Below are 19,970 nucleotides of genomic sequence, written 5' to 3' on the forward strand. Positions count from 1 at the left end.
ACCCGTTGGCCGGCCCCTCCGGCGTCCCGAAACTATCGGGCTTTTTCGGTGAGGGATCAACTGCCGGGCGCAACCGGCGCTGGATCAGTCGCGCACGACCAGCGCGTCGGGCGCGCCATGAGACCACGCCGCCTTCAGCAACTCGTCCAGACCGCCATGGCCGTCCGGATAGAGGTTGACCGCATACCAGTCATTGCCGTCGAGATCGGAGCGCTGGATTTCTATTCTGCCGAAGGGCTTTAGTGCCGAGGCCACACGTGTGGCTTCGGTGGCGTCGTCGAACGTGCCGGCGGCGACATAGTCGGCACTGGATGGCGCCGCTTGGCGGCCGGTGTTTTTCCACGACCGCAGGATGTCTGCGGGCGACATGCCGCTGTCGTCCAGAGCGGCAAAGACATCCGCGCGATGGACGCGTTCATCCGCATAGGACAGCGACGCCATGGCGAACGGCGATTGCGGCGGCAGGCTGATCTGCGGCCGTTCCGGCACGATCGGTCCAAAATCGGGCAGCGCCGGATCGCCGAAGGTCGGTTGCGCGGCCATCCGTCCCTGCATCGGTGCCGCGGCATCGGTCAGCTGACCTGGAAACGGCACGGCGGCCGCGCCGACCGGAAGGCTCGGCGAAGGCCCGTTCATGGCCACCATGACGCCGGTCGGCAGGCCGTCCGATGGGTCCAGTATGCGGTTGCCTGGATGGTAAGAGGCCATCAGGTACTGGTCGTCATTGCCGTCGAGCGGCGCGCGGCCGACATATTCGACCTTCACCTTCGCGGTACCGACCTTGTCGTAGTCCAGCATCTGCGCGGCTCGCTCCGAGACGTCGATGATGCGGCCCTCATGGTAGGGGCCGCGGTCATTGACGCGCACGATGACCGAACTGCCGGTTTCGAGGTTGGTGACGCGGGCATAGCTGGGCAGCGGCATGGTCGGATGCGCCGCCGTCAGATGCGCCATGTCGTAGACTTCGCCATTGGCGGTCAGCCGGCCATGGAAGGCGTCGCCATACCATGATGCCAGACCCACCTTGGCGTACTTCTTGTCTTCCTTGGGATAATACCACTTGCCGCGCACCTGATAGGGCTTGCCAAGCTGGTCGCGACCGCCGCCGCGCCGCATGAAGGCAGCGCGCGGACTGGCCTTCACCCCATATTCGGTCTCGGCGAAATATTCCTTGGAGCGGGTCTTCTTGTAGACCATCCCTTTCGGCTCGGGCTGCGACGCGCAAGCGGCGAGCAATGCAGCCGACGCTGCAAGCAACGCAACCGTGGCAACGCGACGAAGACGCGGGTGCGTCACAGCCTGCATTCTTGATTGCCCCCTAAATCTCATGAAGACGTCGCATCCGACCATCAGAGGAGCCAAAGCACTCACTCGACAATGCCAACGACGCCTCGAACCCCGATCCTTTGTGCGCAGGAATTGTTTATCACGGTATTAACCGATTGTGGCCGGAACCGGGCAAGATTGTGACGCCGCCTGTCCTGTCCTAGGCTCAGGGAGCGACCTGCTCATGCAAGCCGGTTGACAGGCCTTTGCCGGGCACACTAGAGCAGTGGCCGGCAGTCGCTGGAGGGATGGCCGAGCGGTTTAAGGCACCGGTCTTGAAAACCGGCGTGGGCGCAAGTTCACCGTGGGTTCGAATCCCACTCCCTCCGCCATAACGTCTATGAATCAGATAGGGACCCCACCGCTATCCCCAGCCCGCTTGGCTGCGATGGTGCCGCAACATCTTCACCAATCATCCGCGGGTGCCATGGTCGAGTTCGACACGGGCATCTGGGGCCGCCGATTTGAGAGCCGATAAGGGGTGACTGCAAGCGCCGTAAAGCGTCTGGCAGTTACCATTCACGATGATTTTGGGCATGGTGGGCACAGGGAACCGGTAGCTATCCACCGCGTTCTCTCGGCATGCTCAAGAAAATCGCCTTTGCCGCCGTGCTTGTTCAAGTTGCAGCCTTGTCAGCCCTCCTGACGCAAACATTCCTCCTTGCATCCACGCCTACCCAAGCGGCCAGTGTGCAAGGCGAGCCCGTGGTGGCCGTTACGGCATCGGAATGCGCCAAGGCGACATGGCCTAATATTCCCGTTCAGTGCCTTGAGAGGGTTGAGGCGAGAGCGCAATAAAACCGGAGAAACGCAAGCCGGCGGGCCGCCTCCGACACACGGAATTGTTCCATTGCGTCCAAGGCGATCATTGCCATCGTCGAAAGCTACAGATTACTGCTGACGCCCGACCGGCGAAACTGTCACGATTAACGAATCATTGACCGCGCTGTCCTATTCTGAGACAGCGCGGTCAAATCCCAACCGGACTGCGCAGGCGGCTCCGGCAACCCAGCCCCCGCCGCACTGTCGGAGCCGCCACCATACAATGGAATAAATACCAGCAATGGTTGAATCAACCGTTACTGCAGTTGTTGCAACTAGAACGAACGACATCCACCGTTCCGCACCATTCCACCTAGCGCTCCCGGTTCAAAAAACCGCAGGACGTCATAGGAGCCAAAAAAGCCCGCCGGGCGGAGCCAGCCCGCTCAGCGTGACAAACAGGAGACTGATAGCGAATCCGTTTCGATTTATGCTCTGAGCATGGAATGCGCCTTCGATGACATCGCCAGCGCCCAGACGGCCCGCAAACGGCAAACGGCAATGGGAAGCGCTATAGCAGCGAGTCCTGCTCTAGCTCCCTCTCGCAAGGCGTGGGCCAGCCGGCTGACACTCTACAGAAGAGCCGAGCAGTCTACCTGATCGCGCATCGAGGCTAGATCGTCGCGAACGAGCCATTCCGAGTAAGCCCTCAGTCGCCTGAGGCCAGCGGTCTTGGCGTCTCGCTCGGTTCGCTCGGTTTCCAGCGTTGCTGACGCTGGGAGCCACGCGATGCATTTAGGCTTCGGATGGTACCGAAGTGATCCGACAATTTGATCCTTCACCGGCCATTCCCCTCATACGCCCTGTGAAGCTTTCACATGTGGCGGGGTAAGTCGTCCGTCATTGTGATGATGTCATGGCCAACTGCGATGCGTTAGCAATCGCTTGGTCCCTCTGGACTATGCCGTGCCGACCGCGTTGTTTCCCGGCTGGTTCCAATGGCGGCAGCTCCCAGCCGCAGGGGATGCAAAAAGCCTTCGGCCGGAGCAGGAGGCAGTTCAAAGGGGGACCGACAACAGGGCAAGCGGACGAGTCCCGAACCTTCATGACCGGCACATATTTTCCAACCCACCCAGCAAAAGGCCCGCCAGCTGGGAACCGGCGGGCAAGTTCTGGAGTGCTGGGATCAACCAGCATAGGTCAACGATGGGCGGCGAAGTTGGTTGCGGGGGCGACCCAACCGTAGACGGCTATTTCGACTCCACGCCCGGCTCAGGCTGAATGTCGATCGTGTCGCCATCTCCATGCACGGCATCACGGTCCCAGTCATTGGTCTTGTCAGGTGTTTTGGCAACCGCTTTTCGGGTGTCCCTTCCTCGGTCCTTGCGGGGTTCTGGACCTGGCAGTTCGCGTGATGACTTCGGCTCCACATGCGCCTCCTGTTCTCTACCAAAACAAAGTCGGGGGGCTCGGGTTCCAACAAAGCAAAGCCCGCCGCCTCCGGGAGGAGCGCAGCGGGCCATTCGGCTAGGAGTTGAGGGGACATCTCCACGCTGCCAAAACAACAGATCGGCAGCGGATTGGTTCCCTGATGACGGGACCGTGAGATAGCGTGTTAGCCCAACAGCCGCCGCAACCGCTCCGCCCCGGCAAACGATCGGCGTTTGCTATTTGGCTTTTAGCCGGAGACATGTCAGCCAAATTTCTTGGCTCGGTCGCTTTTCGCTGCGCGTTCGTCTGGTGGCCCCGACGCTTGGTGCAACCCGACCGTCTCCCGCCGTTTGAATGATGCCGTTTCTGGAAGCTGGCGTATTAACGGTCAAGCTGGCGGGTAATCATCCCAACCCAACACCGCTGGTCAGGCCCGGCGGCGTCCCACCCCTCCTCGCCGGGCCGCCCGCATGTTGCACAAAGGCGAAGGTCGCCACCTTGCTCAGTCGGACTGCTGTGTACGCTCCGCGATGGCAAACGCCTGCAGGTTCCTGGCCTTGCCGATGTCCCGGTCGGCGTTCGCGATGATCGAAAAGAAGGCTGCTCTGGCGATATCCTTCTTGGAGGCCTTGGGGTGCGCTTTCTGGGCAGCCTTGACGAGCTGCTTGGGAGACATGTCGGGCGTGACGATCCTCATGAGGGTATCGCCGATCGCACTCATTTCGCTTGCATCCATGATGGGCGTCCCTGCGCTGACCGCAATGCCACAATAGCAAGGACAACTCGCGACCGACAATATGGTTCTGAAATGAAAAACCCCGCCGGCAGGGACCGGAGGGGTTAGTCCTGGGAGGACGCGCGTTGCGCTGCGTTCGACAAGCGCGCATTGTCCAGATATCGCGCGGTTGCGACACCGATGTGACACAAGGACAGATGGCTGCGTACGCCCTTCGCAAGGACGATCGGTACGCGTCTCGCGGTCTTACGACATCGGTGGCGATCACATGCCGGCCATAAGCATTATCGGAGATCCCTTCAGCCTTTGGAAAGGGAGATGTGGTTCTGCTGAGGAGTTGAAGCGCTGGCGGCGTGCCGGCGACAGGCTGGGCGATAGATGGACATCTTTGGCATCAAGGCGCTTTTGATCTGTGCGCTGATCTTCATTCCGTTCGAACATCTGTTTGCCGAGCAGCCGCAGAAGGTCCTCCGCAAAGGCTTGGATGTCGATCTGATTTATGTGCTGTTCAACACCTTCGTCATAAAGGCAGCCATGGCCATGATGGCGCTCGGCACCCTCGAAGCCGCCGCGATCCTTGTCCCGCAATCGGTAACGCGGGCCGTCAGCGGCCAGCCCATCTGGCTGCAGGTTGCGGAAATGATCCTGATCACCGATATCGGCGTCTATTGGGCGCATCGGGCCTTCCATAAAATCCCCGCTCTCTGGAAATTCCATGCGACACACCATGGCATTGAGGAGCTGGACTGGCTCGGCGCTTTCCATTCCCACCCGGTCGACGCGATCGTCACAAAGGCAATATCGTTGACGCCGATCTACCTCCTTGGCTTCTCCGACGCCTCACTCGCCGTCTTTTCGCTTATCTACTTCGGCCACACGATGCTTGTTCATTCAAACCTGCGGATTGCGTTCGGCCCCTTCAAGTGGTTGATTGCCAGCCCGCAGTTCCATCGCTGGCACCATGCCAACCAGCGCACAGCCTACGACAAGAACTTCGCCGGCCAATTGCCGTTCCTCGACGTGATATTCGGCACCTACAATGCCACCGGCAACAAGCTGCCCGAGAAATACGGCGTCGATGATCCCATCCCCTCCAGCTATTTCGGCCAGCTCGGCTATCCGTTCTTGCCTCACAGGAAGCCGTCGAAACGGGCAGCGCCGAGCGTCGAAGCAGGCTGGTTGCCGGACACGCCGGGCATCGAGCATGTCGACAGATGAGTTCGGGGCCACGGTGCCGAGGCCTTTCATGGCGAATCGGCTGAGCCTCGAGGCATGAACGAGACCTCACTCTACGCGCCGGTGAAGCGCTTCCTCGAAAACCTCGACTTCGTCGTGAAAGGGGAAATCGGCGGTTGCGACATCGTCGCGCTGCGCGAGGGAGAGCCGCCGATCGTCGTCATCTGCGAGCTGAAGCTGCAGTTCAATCTCGAACTGGTTTTGCAGGGCGTCGACCGTGCGGCTGCTTGCGATGAAGTTTGGCTGGCAGCGCGCATGTCGGCGCGGGGCAAGGGGCGCGAAAGCGATGCCAGGTTCCGCAATCTCTGCCGTCGGCTTGGCTTCGGCCTGCTCGCGGTGACCGCCAATGACAGGGTCGAAGTGCTTCTCAGTCCGGTCGCCCAGGCACCGCGCAAAAATGCGCGACGGCGTTCTCGCCTTGTCGATGAGCATCAGCGCCGCCGCGGCGATCCTGTCGCTGGCGGCGGATCGCGCACTCCGATCATGACCGCCTACCGGCAGAGCGCCCTCGCCTGCGCCGCCGCGCTTGCGGACGGCCCCAAACGGCCGCGCGATCTGAAAGCCTTGACGTCGATCGCGCCGAAGATTCTTCAGCACAATGTCTATGGCTGGTTCGCAAGGGTCGAGCGTGGTCTCTATGATCTCACGGATGCCGGCCGAGCTTCGCTGGTTCGTTGGCCGCAGGTCGCGCACGATGAAGCCCGACACGAGATTTTGATTGCGCCGGACCTCTGAATGCCGGGGTTTGCCGAGCATGAACCGCCGCTATTGGTTGATTTTTCAGACAAAACATGTTGCTTGTCCCGCCCATGAAGACACTCTGCATGATGGCCATTGCGTCCCTGACGCTGGCCTTTCCGGCCAGTGCGATGGACAACGCTTTGCGCGCCGGGCTGATGAAACTTGATCCGCAAACCCGCCTCGAACAGCGTTGCGATGCCGAAATCCTGGACCGGATCACCCACGATGATCGCAAGTTCAAGGCCGACCGCGTCGTCGCTTACGCCTTCGCGACGCCGGAGATGAGCGCCGACGCAATCCGGAGTCCCGGTGCGGCGTTCCGCAGCAAGGGGCAATGGTACCGGCTGAAATTCAAATGCCAGACGGGACCGGACCATATGGAAGTTCTCCAGCTCCGCTATCGGATCGGGGACGAGATTCCGGAAGCCGACTGGGCGAAATACAATCTCTACGATTAGGTTCTCGCGGGCTTGCGCCCGCCTCCGGCTTGTGCCGGCGGCTGTCGAGAACCTCCCGCAATTCCACCGCCACGAAAATGGTTTTCCAGCGTTGCCCGTTGCCGCACTTGACGCCAGCGGACCATGCCTTTAGGCCCGTTCGGACGATCGACGACGAACACTCGACGAAGGGCTTCCAGGTCGATGGAAATATTTACCGCCGCGGGCTTTTCGGCTCTCCTTCAGGTCATCGCCATCGACCTTGCGCTCGCGGGCGACAATGCCATCGTTATCGGCCTTGCCGCTGCCGGCCTGCCGGCCAGCCAGCGCCAGCGAGCCATTCTTGTCGGCATCGCGGCGGCCACCGTTCTTCGCATTTTCTTCGCCCTGATCACGCAATGGCTGCTGACCATTGGTCCCATGCTGCTTATCGGCGGCGGCCTGCTTTTGCTGTGGGTTTGCTGGAAGATGTGGCGCGAATTGCGTGTCAGCCACGACGATGAGCGCGACGCCACCGAAGCGCTGTCGAACGGCGACTTCGACAAGGATGGCGTCATTGGCGGCAAGGGGCCGAGCAAAACCTTCTCGCAGGCCGCCTGGCAGATCGTCATTGCCGACGTCTCGATGTCGCTCGACAATGTTCTGGCCGTCGCGGGAGCGGCTATGAACCATCCGACGGTGCTGATTGTCGGGCTGGCGCTGTCGATCGCTTTGATGGGCTTTGCCGCGTCATTCGTCGCGCGCTTGCTGCACAAATACCGCTGGATTGCCTATATCGGCCTGGTCATCATCCTCTATGTCGCGGTCAAGATGCTGCTGGACGGAGCCGTGCAGCAATTCCCCGATCATTTCGCCTTCCTGTCACCCTGGTTCGGGTCAAGCGGGCACTGACGCAAATGTCGGGCCGCAGGGCTCCGTTTGCCTGATTGAGCAAGCCGTGCTATTGCGCCGCCCAAATTGAGCTCCTGCCAGGAGCCATGCAAGCCATCATATGTTGAGACTGCGGGCCGGATCGGTGTTTCCGGTTCGCGTCCATTGGAAAATTGCCCATGTCCGCCCCACGCGTCAGCTTCGTCAGTCTCGGATGTCCCAAAGCCCTTGTCGATTCCGAGCGCATCATCACGCGTCTGCGGGCCGAGGGCTACGAGATCGCCCGCAAGCATGACGGCGCCGATCTCGTTGTCGTCAACACCTGTGGTTTTCTCGACTCCGCCCGCGACGAGTCGCTTAACGCCATCGGCTCGGCACTGTCGGAAAACGGCAGGGTCATCGTCACCGGCTGTCTGGGCGCCGAGCCGGACGTGATCCGCGAGAAGCACCCCAACGTGCTGGCGATCACCGGTCCGCAGGCGTATGAGAGCGTGATGGCCGCCGTCCATGAGGCAGCCCCTCCCGCACACGATCCCTACATCGACCTGCTGCCGCCGCAAGGCGTCAAGCTGACGCCGCGCCATTACGCCTATTTGAAGATTTCGGAAGGCTGCAACAACCGTTGCACCTTCTGCATCATTCCGGCACTGCGCGGCGATCTCGTCTCACGGCCGGCCGCCGATGTGCTGCGCGAAGCCGAGAAACTGGCCAAGGCCGGCGTCAAGGAACTGCTCGTCATCTCACAGGATACCAGCGCCTACGGCATCGACATCAAGTACCAGACGTCCATGTTCGGCGACCGCGAAGTGCGGGCGAAATTCCTTGATCTCTCGGAGGAGTTGGGCAAGCTCGGCATCTGGGTGCGCATGCATTATGTCTACCCCTATCCGCACGTCGCCGACGTCATCCCGCTGATGGCCGAAGGAAAAATCCTTCCCTACCTGGACATCCCCTTCCAGCATGCCTCGCCACAGGTGCTGAAGAACATGCGCCGGCCCGCTCATGGCGAGAAGACGCTCGAGCGCATTCGCGGCTGGCGCGACGTGTGCCCGGATCTCGCCATCCGCTCGACCTTCATCGTCGGCTTCCCCGGCGAAACGGATGACGACTTCGAGATGCTACTCGATTGGCTGGATGAAGCGAAAATCGATCGCGCCGGCTGCTTCAAATACGAGCCGGTCAGAGGCGCCCGCTCCAACGAGCTCGGGCTTGAGCAGGTGCCGCAGGAGATCAAGGAAGCGCGCTGGCATCGCTTCATGCAGCGCCAGCAGAAGATCTCGGCAGCGCAGCTGGCCAGGAAGGTCGGCAAGCGTCTGCCGGTGCTGATCGACGAGGCGCACGGCACTTCGGCAAAGGGTCGCACCAAATATGATGCGCCCGAGATCGATGGTTCGGTCCACATCCAGTCGCGCCGCCCGATGCGCGCCGGCGACATCGTCACCGTCAAGATCGAGCGCGCGGACGCTTACGATCTCTACGGCTCGGCTGTCTGAGCCTTCCATCAAGTTCACCATCCAAATGAAAAAGGGCGCCTCGCGGCGCCCTTCCCATAGAGACGTGGCGTGCTGCTTATTGCGGCAACTTGTCGTCGACGCCCTTGACGTAGAAATTCATGCCGAGCAGCGTGCCGTCGTCGGCGACCTCGCCGTCCTTCAGCCATGCCGAGCCGTCCTGCTTGGCGATCGGCCCGGTGAAGGGGTTCCAGCCTCCGGCGATCTTCTTTTCGGTCGCTTCGGCCATCGCCTTAACGTCGTCGGGCATGTTGGTGTAGGGCGCGAGCTTGACCGCGCCGTCCTTGATGCCGAGCCAGACATTGTCCGGCTTCCAGGTGCCGTCGATGGCCGCCTGCACGCGGCTGATATAATACGGACCCCATTCGTCCGTCAGCGAGGTCAGCTGCGCGTTGGGCGCGAACTTGATCATGTCGGACGACTGGCCGAAGCCGTGCAGCTTGCGCTCCTCGGCCACCTGCAGGGCCGCGGTCGAGTCGGTGTGCTGGACGATGATGTCGGCGCCCTGGTCGAACAGCGCCTTGGCGGCGTCGGCTTCCTTGCCCGGATCGAACCACGAATTGACCCAGACGATCTTGGCCTTGAAGTTCGGATTGATCGACTGCGCGCCGAGCATGAAGGAGTTGATCCCCATCACCACTTCCGGGATCGGGAAGGAGACGATGTAGCCGGCGATGCCGGACTTCGATTCCTTGGCGGCGATCTGGCCGAGCACGTAGCGGCCTTCATAGAAGCGGGCATTGTAGATGCCGAGATTGTCCCCGGTCTTGTAGCCGGTGGCGTGCTCGAACATCACCTTGGGAAACTTCTTGGCGACCTTCACTTCGGCGTCCATGAAGCCGAACGAGGTGCCGAAGATGATCTTGCAGCCTTCGCGCGCCAGGCGCTCGAAAGCGCGATCGGCATCGGGGCCTTCGGAGACGTTTTCCAGGTAAGCAGTCTCGACCTTGTCGCCGAGCGCCTTCTCGACCTCGAGGCGTCCCTGGTCGTGCTGGTAGGAATAGCCAAAATCGCCGATCGGGCCGGTGTAGACCCAGCAGGCCTTCAACTTGTCGGCTGCCTCCGCGGACACGGCCAGCGACAAAGCCGCTGTCGTCGTCATCAGGGCAATAAGCAGTTTTTTCATTGTGTTACCTCTCTGAGTTAAGCCTTGGAGCTTCCCGTCTTGTTCTTGTTGTCAACGATCCGGAACGAATGGCTGCCCCAGGGATGCCGGCGTGTTCATCATCGTCAGACGCTTGTTGCGCGAGATTAGAACGAGAACCACGACGGTTGCCAGATAGGGCAGAGAAGAAAGCATCTGCGAGGGCACTGGAATGCCAAAAGCCTGTGCATGAAGCTGGCCGATCCACACCGCGCCGAAGATGTAGGCGCCGGCCAGTACCCGCCATGGCCGCCAGGACGCGAACACCACCAGTGCGAGTGCGATCCAGCCTCGGCCCGCGGACATGTTCTCGACCCACTGTGGCGTATAGACGAGCGACAGATGCCCACCGGCAAGACCGGCGCAGGCACCGCCGAAGATGACCGAGAGATAGCGGTAACGGATGACCTTGATGCCGAGCGCATGCGCCGAGGCATGGCTGTCACCAATCGAGCGCAGCGTGAGGCCGGTACGCGTCTTGAACAGGAACCACATCACCGCGGCCGTCAGCGCGATCGAAATGTAGAAGATCGGATCCTGGCCAAAAAGAAGCCTGCCCACGACCGGTATGGAACTGAGGCCGGGAATATCGAGATTGGGCAGCCTGACACCGGGCTGGCCGACGAAGCTTGTTCCCATCATGCCGGAAAGGCCGAGACCAAGCAGCGTCAGTGACAGGCCTGTTGCCACCTGGTTGGTGGCCAGCGACAGCGTCATCACGGCAAAAAGCAAGGAGAACAGCGCGCCCACGACGATAGCCGCCAGAAGGCCGATCCAGGGCGATCCCGTCAGATAGCCGGCCCCGAAGCCGCCGACGGCGCCCATGACCATCATGCCTTCGACACCGAGGTTGAGCACGCCGGAACGTTCGACCACCAGTTCGCCTATCGCCGCGATCAAAAGCGGCGTCGCCGCCGTGGCGATGGTCAGGAGGATGTTGACGGTGATGTCCATCAGCGGGCTTCCTTCAACTTTGGTGCGGCCTCGAGCTTCGCGGGCGTTTCCTGTTTCGTCAGCGCCAGACCGATCAAGCGGATGCGGTAATGAATGAGCGTGTCGCAGCCGAGCACGAAGAACAGCAGCATGCCCTGGAACACCCTCGCCACCTTGTCGGAAATGCCGAGTGCGCTTTGCACGGCCTCGCCGCCGAGATAGGTCAGGGCCAGCACCAGGCCCGCGGCGACGATGCCGAGCGGATTGAGGCGGCCGAGGAACGCCACGATGATGGCCGTGAAGCCATACCCGGGCGAAATCACGGGCTGAAGTTGCCCGATGGCGCCGGAAACTTCGGAGATGCCGGCAAGGCCGGCCAGCGCTCCCGATAGCAGGAAGGCAAAGAACACCATCCGGTTGAGGCCGAAGCCGGCGAAGCGCCCTGCCCTTGGGCTGGAGCCCAGCACGCGGACCTCGAAGCCCTTGAGCATGCGGCCCATCAGGATCCAGATCAGCACCGCGGCCACCAGGGCGAACACAAACCCCCAATTGGCGCGCCCGGCATCGGGCATCAGTTCCGGCAGTACGGCCGCGTCGCCGAACTGGATCGTCTGCGGAAAGCCGTGGCCCTGCGGATCGCGCCAAGGGCCGCGCACCAGCCAGTCGAGGAACAACTGCGCGACATAGACCAGCATCAGGCTGGTCAGGATCTCGTTGGTATTGAACCGGGTCTTCAGCAAGGCCGGGATCGCCGCGTAGGCCGCACCGCCGACCATGCCGAGCAGAAGCATCAGCGGCAGCACCAACGGGCCTTCGAATTGCGGGAACAACACGGGAATGATGGAGCCGAAGATTGCCCCGAAGATGAACTGGCCTTCGGCGCCGATGTTCCAGATGTTGGCCTTGTAGCAGACCGACAGGCCGACAGCGATCAGGATCAGCGGCGCTGCCTTGATCGCCAGCTCGTGCAACTGCCAGACCTGGCTGATCGGCTCGATGAAATAGATATGGAAGGCATTCAGCGGGTTGACGCCGAGCAGCGCGAACAGAACCGCGCCGGCAATGATGGTCAGCGCGAAGGCGATGAACGGCGACAGCATCGAAAACAGCGCCGAGCGCTGCGGGCGTTTGACAAGTTCGAGGCGCATCATGCCGTCTCCAGCGTATGTTCGGCGTGGCCGGGCTCGGCGCCACCCATTAGCAAGCCGACCTTCTCGAAAGTCGCTTCGGCGATCGGCATCGGCCTGGACAATTCTCCATTGTGCATGACGGCGATCGCGTCCGATATTTCGAACAGCTCGTCGAGATCCTGGCTGATCACCAGCACCGCCGATCCGCTGCGAGAGAGCTCGATCAAGGCCTGACGGATGTGCGCTGCGGCTCCTGCGTCGACACCCCATGTCGGCTGGTTCACCACCATCACGCTTGGCCGGCGGTCGAGTTCGCGGCCGACGATGAATTTCTGCAGATTGCCGCCCGAAAGTGCTGCCGCTTCGGGATCCGGCGCGCTCTTGCGCACATCCATCGCCTCGATGATGCGCTGCGAGGCGGCATAGACGGCGCCGCTCTTGACCATCCCGCCGCTGCCGACAAAAGCCTTGCCGTCCGTGGCATGGCGCGACAGCAGGAGGTTTTCCGAGAGCTTCATGCGCGGCGCGGCGCCATGGCCGAGACGCTCCTCTGGCACGAACGCGGCCCCCAACAGGCGCCGCCCGGTAATGGTGAGGCTGCCGGCGTTCTTGCCGCGGATGCGCACTGAGGCTGCATCCTGCTGCAAAACCTCGCCGGAGACGGATTCGAAGAACTCGCCTTGGCCGTTGCCGGCGACACCGGCAATGCCGATCACCTCGCCAGCGCGGACATTGAGGCTGATGTTCTTGAGCGGAATGGAAAACGGCGTTGCCGGCTTGCGGTTGAGGTTGAGGATTTCGAGCAGCGGCTGCGCGGTTTCGATCCCCTCGACCGGCGCCCGCACCACAGCCTGCACTTCGTTGCCGACCATCATGCGGGCGAGCGATGAGGCTGTCTCCTCGCGCGGGTTGCAGTGACCGACCACCTTGCCGTGCCGCAACACCGTGGCGTGGTCGCAGATGCGTTTGACCTCTTCAAGCCGGTGCGAAATGTAGAGGATCGATTTGCCTTCCGCGCGCAAGCGCTCCAGCGTCTCGAACAGCTTGTCCGCCTCCTGCGGCGTCAGCACCGATGTCGGCTCGTCCAGGATGATGAGCTGCGGCGTCTGCAGCAGGCAGCGGATGATCTCGATGCGCTGGCGCTCGCCGACGGACAGATCGCCGACCAGCGATTCCGGATCGAGCGGCAGGCCGTAGCTGTAGGAAAGCGCCCTCGCCTTGGCCGCGATGCTGCCGATCGGCGAGCCGTCATCCAGCGACAGCGCGATGTTCTCGGCGGCCGTCAGGGCTTCGAACAGGGAAAAATGCTGGAAAACCATGCCGATGCCGAGCTTTTTGGCAACGCCTGGGCTGGTGATCCGCACTGCCTGGCCGTTCCAGAAAATCTCGCCGGAATTGGGTTCCAGCGAGCCGAACAGCATCTTGACCAGCGTCGATTTCCCGGCGCCGTTCTCGCCGAGCAAAGCGTGGATTTCACCTTTGGCGATGTTGAGATCGATATGATCGCACGCTGTCAGCGTGCCGAATATCTTGGTCAGGCCACGAACCTCGAGCAGGTTCGCCCCATCATGATTTGCACTCACAGTGCCTCCCATCCGGATTACCGGACATGTTCTGTGTTCCCGCAAGCATCGTATGCGCGGCCGGCTCTCGTGCGAAAGCAGCACCCAACTTGAAAGAGCTTCAAGAATTTCAGCGGAAACTCAAGGGCAAAGATCAGCCTTCCTTCGCACAAGCATATGGCGGGCCGGCTTTTCGGGCAAACCATGCTCGCGGCTGCGGCAGCGCGCTGAAAACCCAGGCAGATTGCCGTCAGGGAACCAGGATGGTCGTACCTGTCGTTCTGCGGCCTTCAAGGTCCGCATGTGCCTTGCCGGCATCTTTCAGCGCATAGCGCTGATTGATCTTGATCTCGACGGCGCCGCTGAGCACGACCTCGAACAGTGCGGCGGCGGAGGCATCGAGGTCCTCACGTCTGGCATTGTAGACGAACAGCGTCGGCCTGGTTGCGAACAGCGAGCCCTTCTGCGCCAGCAGCGACATCGAGAACGGCGGGATGGGTCCCGAGGACTGGCCGAAGCTGACGAACATGCCGAGCGGCTTCAGGCAGTCGAGCGAGGCCGGAAATGTGTCGTTACCCACCGAATCGTAGACGACATCGCACTTCTTGCCGCCGGTGATGGCGGCTACGCCGGCGACGAAATCCTGCTCCTTGTAGTTGATGACATGGTCGAAGCCGTGCGCCTTAGCGAGTTCGATCTTGTCGGTGGAACTGGCGGTGCCGATGACCGTCGCGCCGAGATGCTTCGCCCATTGGCCGAGGATCAGGCCGACTCCGCCGGCCGCGGCGTGAAACAGGATGGTGTCGCCCGCCTTCACCTTGAAGGTGCGGCGCAGAAGGTATTCCGCGGTCATGCCTTTCAGCATCATGGCGGCGGCCTGCTCGTCGCTGATGCCGTCCGGTACCTTGACGACCTTGCTGGCATCGATGACGCGCTCTTGCGCGTAAGCGCCCGTCGTCACGGCATAGGCTATCCGGTCGCCCGGCTTCAGCCAGTCGATGCCCCCGCCGACTTCCAGCACCACGCCGGCGGCTTCGCTGCCCGGAATGAGCGGAAATCCGCCGGGCGGCGGATAAAGACCCGAGCGATGATAGACATCGATGAAATTGAGACCGATCGCGGTATGCCTGATCAGGATCTGCCCCGAACCCGGCTGGCCAGGATCGGCGTCCTCGTGGATCAGGACTTCCGGACCGCCATTGGCGTGGATGCGGATGGCTTTGGACATGGAGAGGATTCCTTGAAGAGCGGCTGGTCAGGCCTTTTTGGCGCCGAGGTTCGGAAAGAACTGCATGAGGCCACCAATGGTTGCGAGATAGAGCCCGGTAACGGTGATTCCGATCTTGGTGAAAGTGCCGACTTGCTCGCCCAGCACGCCGATCTGGTCGTAGAAAGCGGCGAGTGCGGCCTGCGCAAGCGCGAGCGCGCCGAAAGCACACCACAACAGCGTCATGCCGAGATTGATCGGCCGCAGCCGCTTCACCCGCACCGGATGGATGAAGTTTATTGGGACAAAAGTCAGAATGCCGGCCACCACCACCACCGCGAACGAGACCCATTGTCCTGGTTCGATGACAAACAGCGTGAACACGACCATGTTCCAGACCACCGGGAATCCCTTGAAGAAATTCTCCTTCGTCTTCATGCCGGTGTCGGCATAGTAGATCGCGCTGGAGACGACGATGATCGCCGCCGAAAGGAACGACAGGCCTTCGCCCATGAAGCCCCGTTGGTAGAGCGCGAAGGCGGGGATCAGCACGTAGGTCACGTAGTCGATGATGTTGTCGAGGAGTTCGCCGGACCAGGTCGGCAGGATTTCCTTGACCTCCAGCTTTCGGGCGATCGGCCCGTCGATGCCATCGACGAACAGCGCCAGGCCTAGCCACCAGAACATGGCCGTCCAGCGCTCCTCGCTCGCCGCCACCAGCGACAGGAAAGCCAGGAACGAACCGGAGGCGGTCAGCAGATGCACCGAAAACGCACGCGCCTGCGGCCAGGTGACCTTCTTCTTCGGCCGTGGAATCCGGTCGGTGATCTTCCCGGCGATCTTGCGGGCTTTTGTGTTCTTGCTCACGGGCCCCGCCAATCAAGCTTGCAGATCTCGGCCGATCGGCCGGCGAAATTCCAGTTGCGGCCAAAGGCGCGCATCTTGCTCTTGTCGGACCTTGCCACGATGATCTCCGGCGCGATCCAGTATTCCGAATTCGTGATCACCGTATCCTTGTCGCGGTCCTTGCCCGCGATTGGCGTGACCGCCCCGTCGATGATCTTCGGAATCTGGAAGATACGCGTCTTGTCTCGTGTCTCGTAGGTGATCGGCACCTGTTCGACACCCAGGAATTTGCCGACCAGAATCGAGAGCAGCGACGTGGTCCCGCCGGCCTTGCCGGTGAAGATCTTGGTCAACGCCTTGACCGCGTAAACCGAGGCTCTGATGTCGATGAACAGGCCCGCGGTCCAATTGCCGCGGCTCATGTAACCGGGGATTTCCATGATCAGCCCAAGGTTGAGGCCGGAGAGGTCGACTTCGCCGAAGTGACCCGCATCGATACGGAAACCCGCCCATGTCTGGCAATAGCCTTCTGTTGGTGGGTGACTGCCGAGCGACAAGACGCAAGGGCAAAAAACCGTGCAATTGCAGGAGAGTACGAGCTCTCCTTTCATTGCCCAGCCCGGGTCAGTCATCGAATTCCCCCCAATCACAGTGAGACTACTAGCAGCACGGCTGCCCAGACAAGCAGTATCGCACCGGCCAGCCGGGTTGGAAGACTGCCCATCGTTTGTTTTTCAATTAGGGTGAACACGCCGATCAGCGCCATCCAGAAGACGTTCATGACGCCGACGGCGAACATCACCAGCATCAATGCCCAGCAGCATCCCAGGCACCAGATACCTTGCACGATGCCCAGCCGAAAGATGCGGGAGGTCTCGGCACTCCAGTTTGAAAACAAGGTCGAGAATGGGTTCCGGCATTTCGTCAGGCAGGCCTCCTTGAGGCCGCTGAACTGGTAGAGGCCGGCAACCAGCAAGGCCAGCCCACCAGCAACGCCAAGCACCGGATCGAATACCCCCGCGGACGCGGCGACTGCGTGGACGGCAAGTGTCAGTGCCGCAAACAGCAGCGATGCGGCGAGCCAGGCGCAGAGGTAGCCGGCAACCAGCACCAGCGGATGGACGACCGGCGCCCGCTTGATCCGCGCCGTATCGGCGATCTCGCAATAGGTGCGGATCATCGGTGCCGCCGACGGCAGCATCGCGGCGATCGCCATCAGGAACCACATGAGGATGAGTGCCAAAGCACGCGGGCCGATGCTTGCGTCCAGCGGCGCTGGCGAAAGGCAAAGAACGAAAAAATGGTCCAGGAAATCGGGCAGCGGCAGCTGTGGCAGGTTGCGCAGGAGAGCGTCACCCGGCGCGCTGATCCGCGCCTCGGCCCCGCGTATCGCCATCGCGGCAAGCAGCAGCCAGGCCAACGCGATGCTTGCACAGACGACGATGTTGACCGTCAAACGCGGGTCGCGCGCGACATTTGCCGTGGCGCGGCCGGCGCGGTCGAGATGGCTGAAGTCGTCCTGTTGGCCGGTCATGACATCCGAATGGGCCGAATCGCCGCGTTGATCAAGCCGCATGATCTGCCCTATATGCCTGTTTGGACTGGCAGGTCTGGTGGCCGCCTCTCAACTGCAGACCGGAAGCCGATCTTGGAGCATCAGCAAACAGCGCGGATACTGATTGCGGGCACGGGGCCGGCGGGGTTGATCGCCGCGCTTGCCTTCGCCGATGCCGGCTTTCCGGTGACGATTGCCGGGCCGGAAAGCTCGGCTCCCGACGGTCGCACCACGGCGCTCATGACGCCTGCCCTGAAGGTGCTCGAACGGCTGGGCGTGATCGAGGACATCAGGCCCAAGGGCGCGCCGTTGAAGGTGATGCGCATTGTCGATGCGACCGGCCGGCTGATCCGCAGCCCCGTCGTCACCTTCCGCGCCAGCGAGATCGGCGAGGAACAGTTCGGCCTGAACCTGCCCAACGGCGTCCTTGGCCCGGCGCTTGCCGGCAAGGTGGCCGCGCATTCCGGCATCGAATGGCGCAGATCCATGGTGAAGGCATGGCATCTTGGCGCCGTCAAAGCGCATGCCGCGCTGACTGATGGCAGCGAGATCGATGCGTCCCTTGCGGTCGCCGCCGACGGCCGCCTGTCGCCGGCCCGCGAGGCCGCGGGCATCTCGACGGCGGCGCGCGCCTACCCTCAGGCGGCGCTTGTCCTCAATTTCGGCCACAACCGCGAACATGGCTTCACCTCGACGGAATTCCATACAGAGACCGGCCCGTTCACGCAGGTTCCACTGCCGGGCAATCGCTCCAGCCTTGTCTGGGTGGTCAAGCCAGAGACCGCCAAGGAGCTTGCCGCTTTGGACGATGCAACGCTCTCGCTCCGCGTCGAGCAAAAGATGCAATCGATGCTGGGCCGGGTATCCGTTGAGCCGGGTCGCCAGATTTATCCATTGTCGACGGTGACCCCCCTGCGTTTCGCGGCGCGACGGGTGGCGCTTGTCGGTGAGGCGGCGCACGTGTTCCCGCCGATCGGCGCGCAAGGCCTCAACCTAGGCATCAGGGATATTGACGATCTGGTTGGAATCGCGCGTGAAAATCGTGAGGATCCGGGGGCTGTTGCGGCCCTTGCTGCATACGATTTCAAGCGCCGGCCCGATATTCTGGCGCGCAGCAGCGCAGTCAATCTGCTCAACATGTCGCTGCTTTCGGACATGTTGCCGGCGCAGATGGCGCGTGGCGTTGGCCTGGGTGTACTTGGCGGCTTTACGCCGCTGCGCGCCTTCTTCATGCGGGAAGGGCTTCGCCCGGGCAGCGGCTTTGCGGCAGTTGCGGGCGGCCTTCGGAAGCCGGCTCGGCAGCGGTAGCGATTTTGCGGACTTTGCCGCGGTATCGCGACGTTCATCAAAACCTTTGTTGCGCATACCGCGTATCTTGAAGGCGCTCAGACGCTCGGGATTGAATTGATGCGGAGTCTGCGCCAAATAAAGCCAAGGAATTCAGTGGTGAGTGCGATGAAAACGGCCAAATTCGCGATCGGACAGGTGGTTCGCCACCGGCTGTTCCCGTTCCGAGGCATCATTTTCGACGTCGATCCGCAATTCGCCAACACCGACGAATGGTACGAGGCCATCCCCGCCGACGTACGGCCGCGCAAGGACCAACCATTCTACCACCTGCTCGCCGAGAATTCGGAAACCGAATACATCGCCTATGTGTCCGAGCAGAATTTGCTCGAGGACCAATCGGGAGAACCTGTCCGCCATCCGCAAATCAAGGAAATGTTCGACAAGAAGCCGGATGGGCGCTATGCGCCGAAACGGCAGTCCAGGCACTGACTTCCGGCATGCTGAGTATGGCCAGAAATGAAAAAAGCGGGGCATGACCCCGCTTTTTTGACTCGCTATATTCCCGACGCCGGATCAGTTGGCGGTCTTCGCCTTGTCCTGCTCGTCCTTGAGCTTCTTGGCGAAATCCTGGTTGTTCTTGGCGACGAAGTCCTGAAGCTTCTTCTGCCGGTCCTCGATGTCCGACTGCTGCAGCGGCGGGCCGTCATAGGCGCCGCTGAAGCCCTGCAGCGCGATCTTGATCGGGTTGGCCTGGTTCTGGAAATTGATCGAGGTCAGCGTGATCCCCTGACCCTTCTTGAACGAAGCGACAAGCTGATCGGTCAGCGGCACTTCCGCCACGCAACGATCCGGGAAGCAGATGACATAGTCGAGCTTCTGCGCCTTGCCGGTGTCGATCTGCAGGCCGATGCCGGGAGGCACGAGGCGGCCGGTCGGGACCGTCACCTGGAACACTTTGCGGTTCACCTTGCCCTTGAGCTCGATCAGGCTGACGCCGGTCACGAGTTGGCCATTGCCAGCGGTGACGATGTTCTGGACATTGCAGATGTCGACGTCTTCCTGCTTGGTGCAGGCCTTGAACCAGCCCTGCGGAATCTGCGGCTGCTGCTGCGCGGAAGCAGAGGGAAGTCCTGCGCCGAGAAAGCCAACCACGCCTGCGGCCATGACCGACAGGCGGTACGCGTTGCTGTTCAGGCTCGTCATGTCGTGCACTTCCTCTCAATGATCCCGGGACCGGCTTCTTCGCGCCGTGT

The 19,970-nt window shown here is 61.8% G+C and carries 18 protein-coding genes and 1 tRNA gene; 8 read left to right on the top strand and 11 right to left on the bottom strand.

The features are described from left to right. Positions 1-84: 84 nt before the first annotated feature. Entirely contained in the window at positions 85-1,305 is a 1,221-nt protein-coding gene (locus LB516_RS17895) for a septal ring lytic transglycosylase RlpA family protein (RefSeq protein WP_224720100.1), read from the bottom strand. A gap of 263 nt (positions 1,306-1,568) precedes the next feature. Between LB516_RS17895 and LB516_RS17900 the strand changes: the two genes are divergently transcribed. Next, positions 1,569-1,658, top strand: a tRNA-Ser gene (locus tag LB516_RS17900). A gap of 2,363 nt (positions 1,659-4,021) precedes the next feature. On the opposite strand, the gene LB516_RS17905 is transcribed toward LB516_RS17900, so the two are convergent. Next, positions 4,022-4,255, bottom strand: a complete 234-nt coding sequence (locus LB516_RS17905) for a hypothetical protein (protein ID WP_015317897.1) — start codon at positions 4,253-4,255, stop codon at positions 4,022-4,024. A 378-nt stretch (positions 4,256-4,633) separates the two neighbouring features. Here LB516_RS17905 and LB516_RS17910 point away from each other — a divergent pair, with 378 nt between their 5' ends. The 5 genes from LB516_RS17910 to rimO all read left to right on the top strand — a co-directional run bounded on the left by LB516_RS17910 (position 4,634) and on the right by rimO (position 9,032). After that, positions 4,634-5,473: a sterol desaturase family protein gene (locus tag LB516_RS17910; protein ID WP_224720102.1), complete on the top strand. Its 840-nt coding sequence runs from the start codon at positions 4,634-4,636 to the stop codon at positions 5,471-5,473. A gap of 54 nt (positions 5,474-5,527) precedes the next feature. Continuing rightward, positions 5,528-6,226, top strand: coding sequence for a DUF2161 domain-containing phosphodiesterase (locus tag LB516_RS17915; protein WP_015317895.1), 699 nt, complete (start codon positions 5,528-5,530; stop codon positions 6,224-6,226). 56 nt (positions 6,227-6,282) lie between these two features. After that, positions 6,283-6,690 carry a DUF930 domain-containing protein gene (locus tag LB516_RS17920; RefSeq protein WP_041163455.1) on the top strand — a complete coding sequence of 136 codons (408 nt, stop codon included), beginning with the start codon at positions 6,283-6,285 and terminating at the stop codon, positions 6,688-6,690. Between the two features lie 183 nt (positions 6,691-6,873). Continuing rightward, complete coding sequence (locus LB516_RS17925; RefSeq protein ID WP_023773709.1) at positions 6,874-7,560, top strand: TerC family protein; 687 nt, start codon at positions 6,874-6,876, stop codon at positions 7,558-7,560. 158 nt (positions 7,561-7,718) lie between these two features. Next, positions 7,719-9,032 (top strand): 30S ribosomal protein S12 methylthiotransferase RimO, encoded by a 1,314-nt coding sequence (gene rimO, locus LB516_RS17930; protein WP_015317892.1) that lies wholly within the window; start codon positions 7,719-7,721, stop codon positions 9,030-9,032. A 76-nt stretch (positions 9,033-9,108) separates the two neighbouring features. On the opposite strand, the gene LB516_RS17935 is transcribed toward rimO, so the two are convergent. The 8 genes from LB516_RS17935 to LB516_RS17970 all read right to left on the bottom strand — a co-directional run bounded on the left by LB516_RS17935 (position 9,109) and on the right by LB516_RS17970 (position 17,406). Continuing rightward, the gene (locus LB516_RS17935; protein WP_224720103.1) at positions 9,109-10,176 is read right to left on the bottom strand and encodes a BMP family ABC transporter substrate-binding protein; all 1,068 of its coding nucleotides are present in this window, start codon (positions 10,174-10,176) and stop codon (positions 9,109-9,111) included. 51 nt (positions 10,177-10,227) lie between these two features. Next, positions 10,228-11,148, bottom strand: a complete 921-nt coding sequence (locus LB516_RS17940) for an ABC transporter permease (RefSeq protein WP_015317890.1) — start codon at positions 11,146-11,148, stop codon at positions 10,228-10,230. Beyond that, positions 11,148-12,278 carry an ABC transporter permease gene (locus tag LB516_RS17945; RefSeq protein WP_141907148.1) on the bottom strand — a complete coding sequence of 377 codons (1,131 nt, stop codon included), beginning with the start codon at positions 12,276-12,278 and terminating at the stop codon, positions 11,148-11,150. The genes LB516_RS17940 and LB516_RS17945 overlap by 1 nt, the downstream gene beginning before the upstream one ends. Then, on the bottom strand, positions 12,275-13,852 hold the full coding sequence (locus tag LB516_RS17950) for an ABC transporter ATP-binding protein (protein ID WP_224720104.1): 1,578 nt from the start codon (positions 13,850-13,852) through the stop codon (positions 12,275-12,277). The genes LB516_RS17945 and LB516_RS17950 overlap by 4 nt, the downstream gene beginning before the upstream one ends. Before the next feature lie 217 nt (positions 13,853-14,069). Further along, positions 14,070-15,047, bottom strand: a complete 978-nt coding sequence (locus LB516_RS17955; protein WP_140824442.1) for a quinone oxidoreductase family protein — start codon at positions 15,045-15,047, stop codon at positions 14,070-14,072. Positions 15,048-15,074: 27 nt separating this feature from the next. Then, on the bottom strand, positions 15,075-15,842 hold the full coding sequence (gene pcsA, locus LB516_RS17960) for a phosphatidylcholine synthase (RefSeq protein ID WP_224587278.1): 768 nt from the start codon (positions 15,840-15,842) through the stop codon (positions 15,075-15,077). 47 nt (positions 15,843-15,889) lie between these two features. Next, positions 15,890-16,504: a DUF1326 domain-containing protein gene (locus LB516_RS17965; RefSeq protein ID WP_015317885.1), complete on the bottom strand. Its 615-nt coding sequence runs from the start codon at positions 16,502-16,504 to the stop codon at positions 15,890-15,892. Positions 16,505-16,518: 14 nt separating this feature from the next. Then, complete coding sequence (locus LB516_RS17970) at positions 16,519-17,406, bottom strand: DUF2182 domain-containing protein (RefSeq protein WP_224720105.1); 888 nt, start codon at positions 17,404-17,406, stop codon at positions 16,519-16,521. 114 nt (positions 17,407-17,520) lie between these two features. On the opposite strand from LB516_RS17970, the gene LB516_RS17975 reads away from it, so the two are divergent. After that, positions 17,521-18,735: a UbiH/UbiF family hydroxylase gene (locus LB516_RS17975; RefSeq protein ID WP_224720106.1), complete on the top strand. Its 1,215-nt coding sequence runs from the start codon at positions 17,521-17,523 to the stop codon at positions 18,733-18,735. Between the two features lie 147 nt (positions 18,736-18,882). After that, a complete protein-coding gene (gene hspQ / locus LB516_RS17980) occupies positions 18,883-19,206 on the top strand; it encodes a heat shock protein HspQ (protein WP_027142695.1) in 324 nt (107 codons plus the stop codon). A gap of 84 nt (positions 19,207-19,290) precedes the next feature. Here hspQ and LB516_RS17985 read toward each other — a convergent pair whose 3' ends face one another. Further along, a complete protein-coding gene (locus LB516_RS17985) occupies positions 19,291-19,920 on the bottom strand; it encodes an invasion associated locus B family protein (RefSeq protein WP_015317881.1) in 630 nt (209 codons plus the stop codon). Positions 19,921-19,970: the final 50 nt, after the last annotated feature.

The sequence above is a fragment of the Mesorhizobium sp. CO1-1-7 genome, from assembly GCF_020164885.1.
GTDB lineage: Bacteria > Pseudomonadota > Alphaproteobacteria > Rhizobiales > Rhizobiaceae > Mesorhizobium > Mesorhizobium australicum.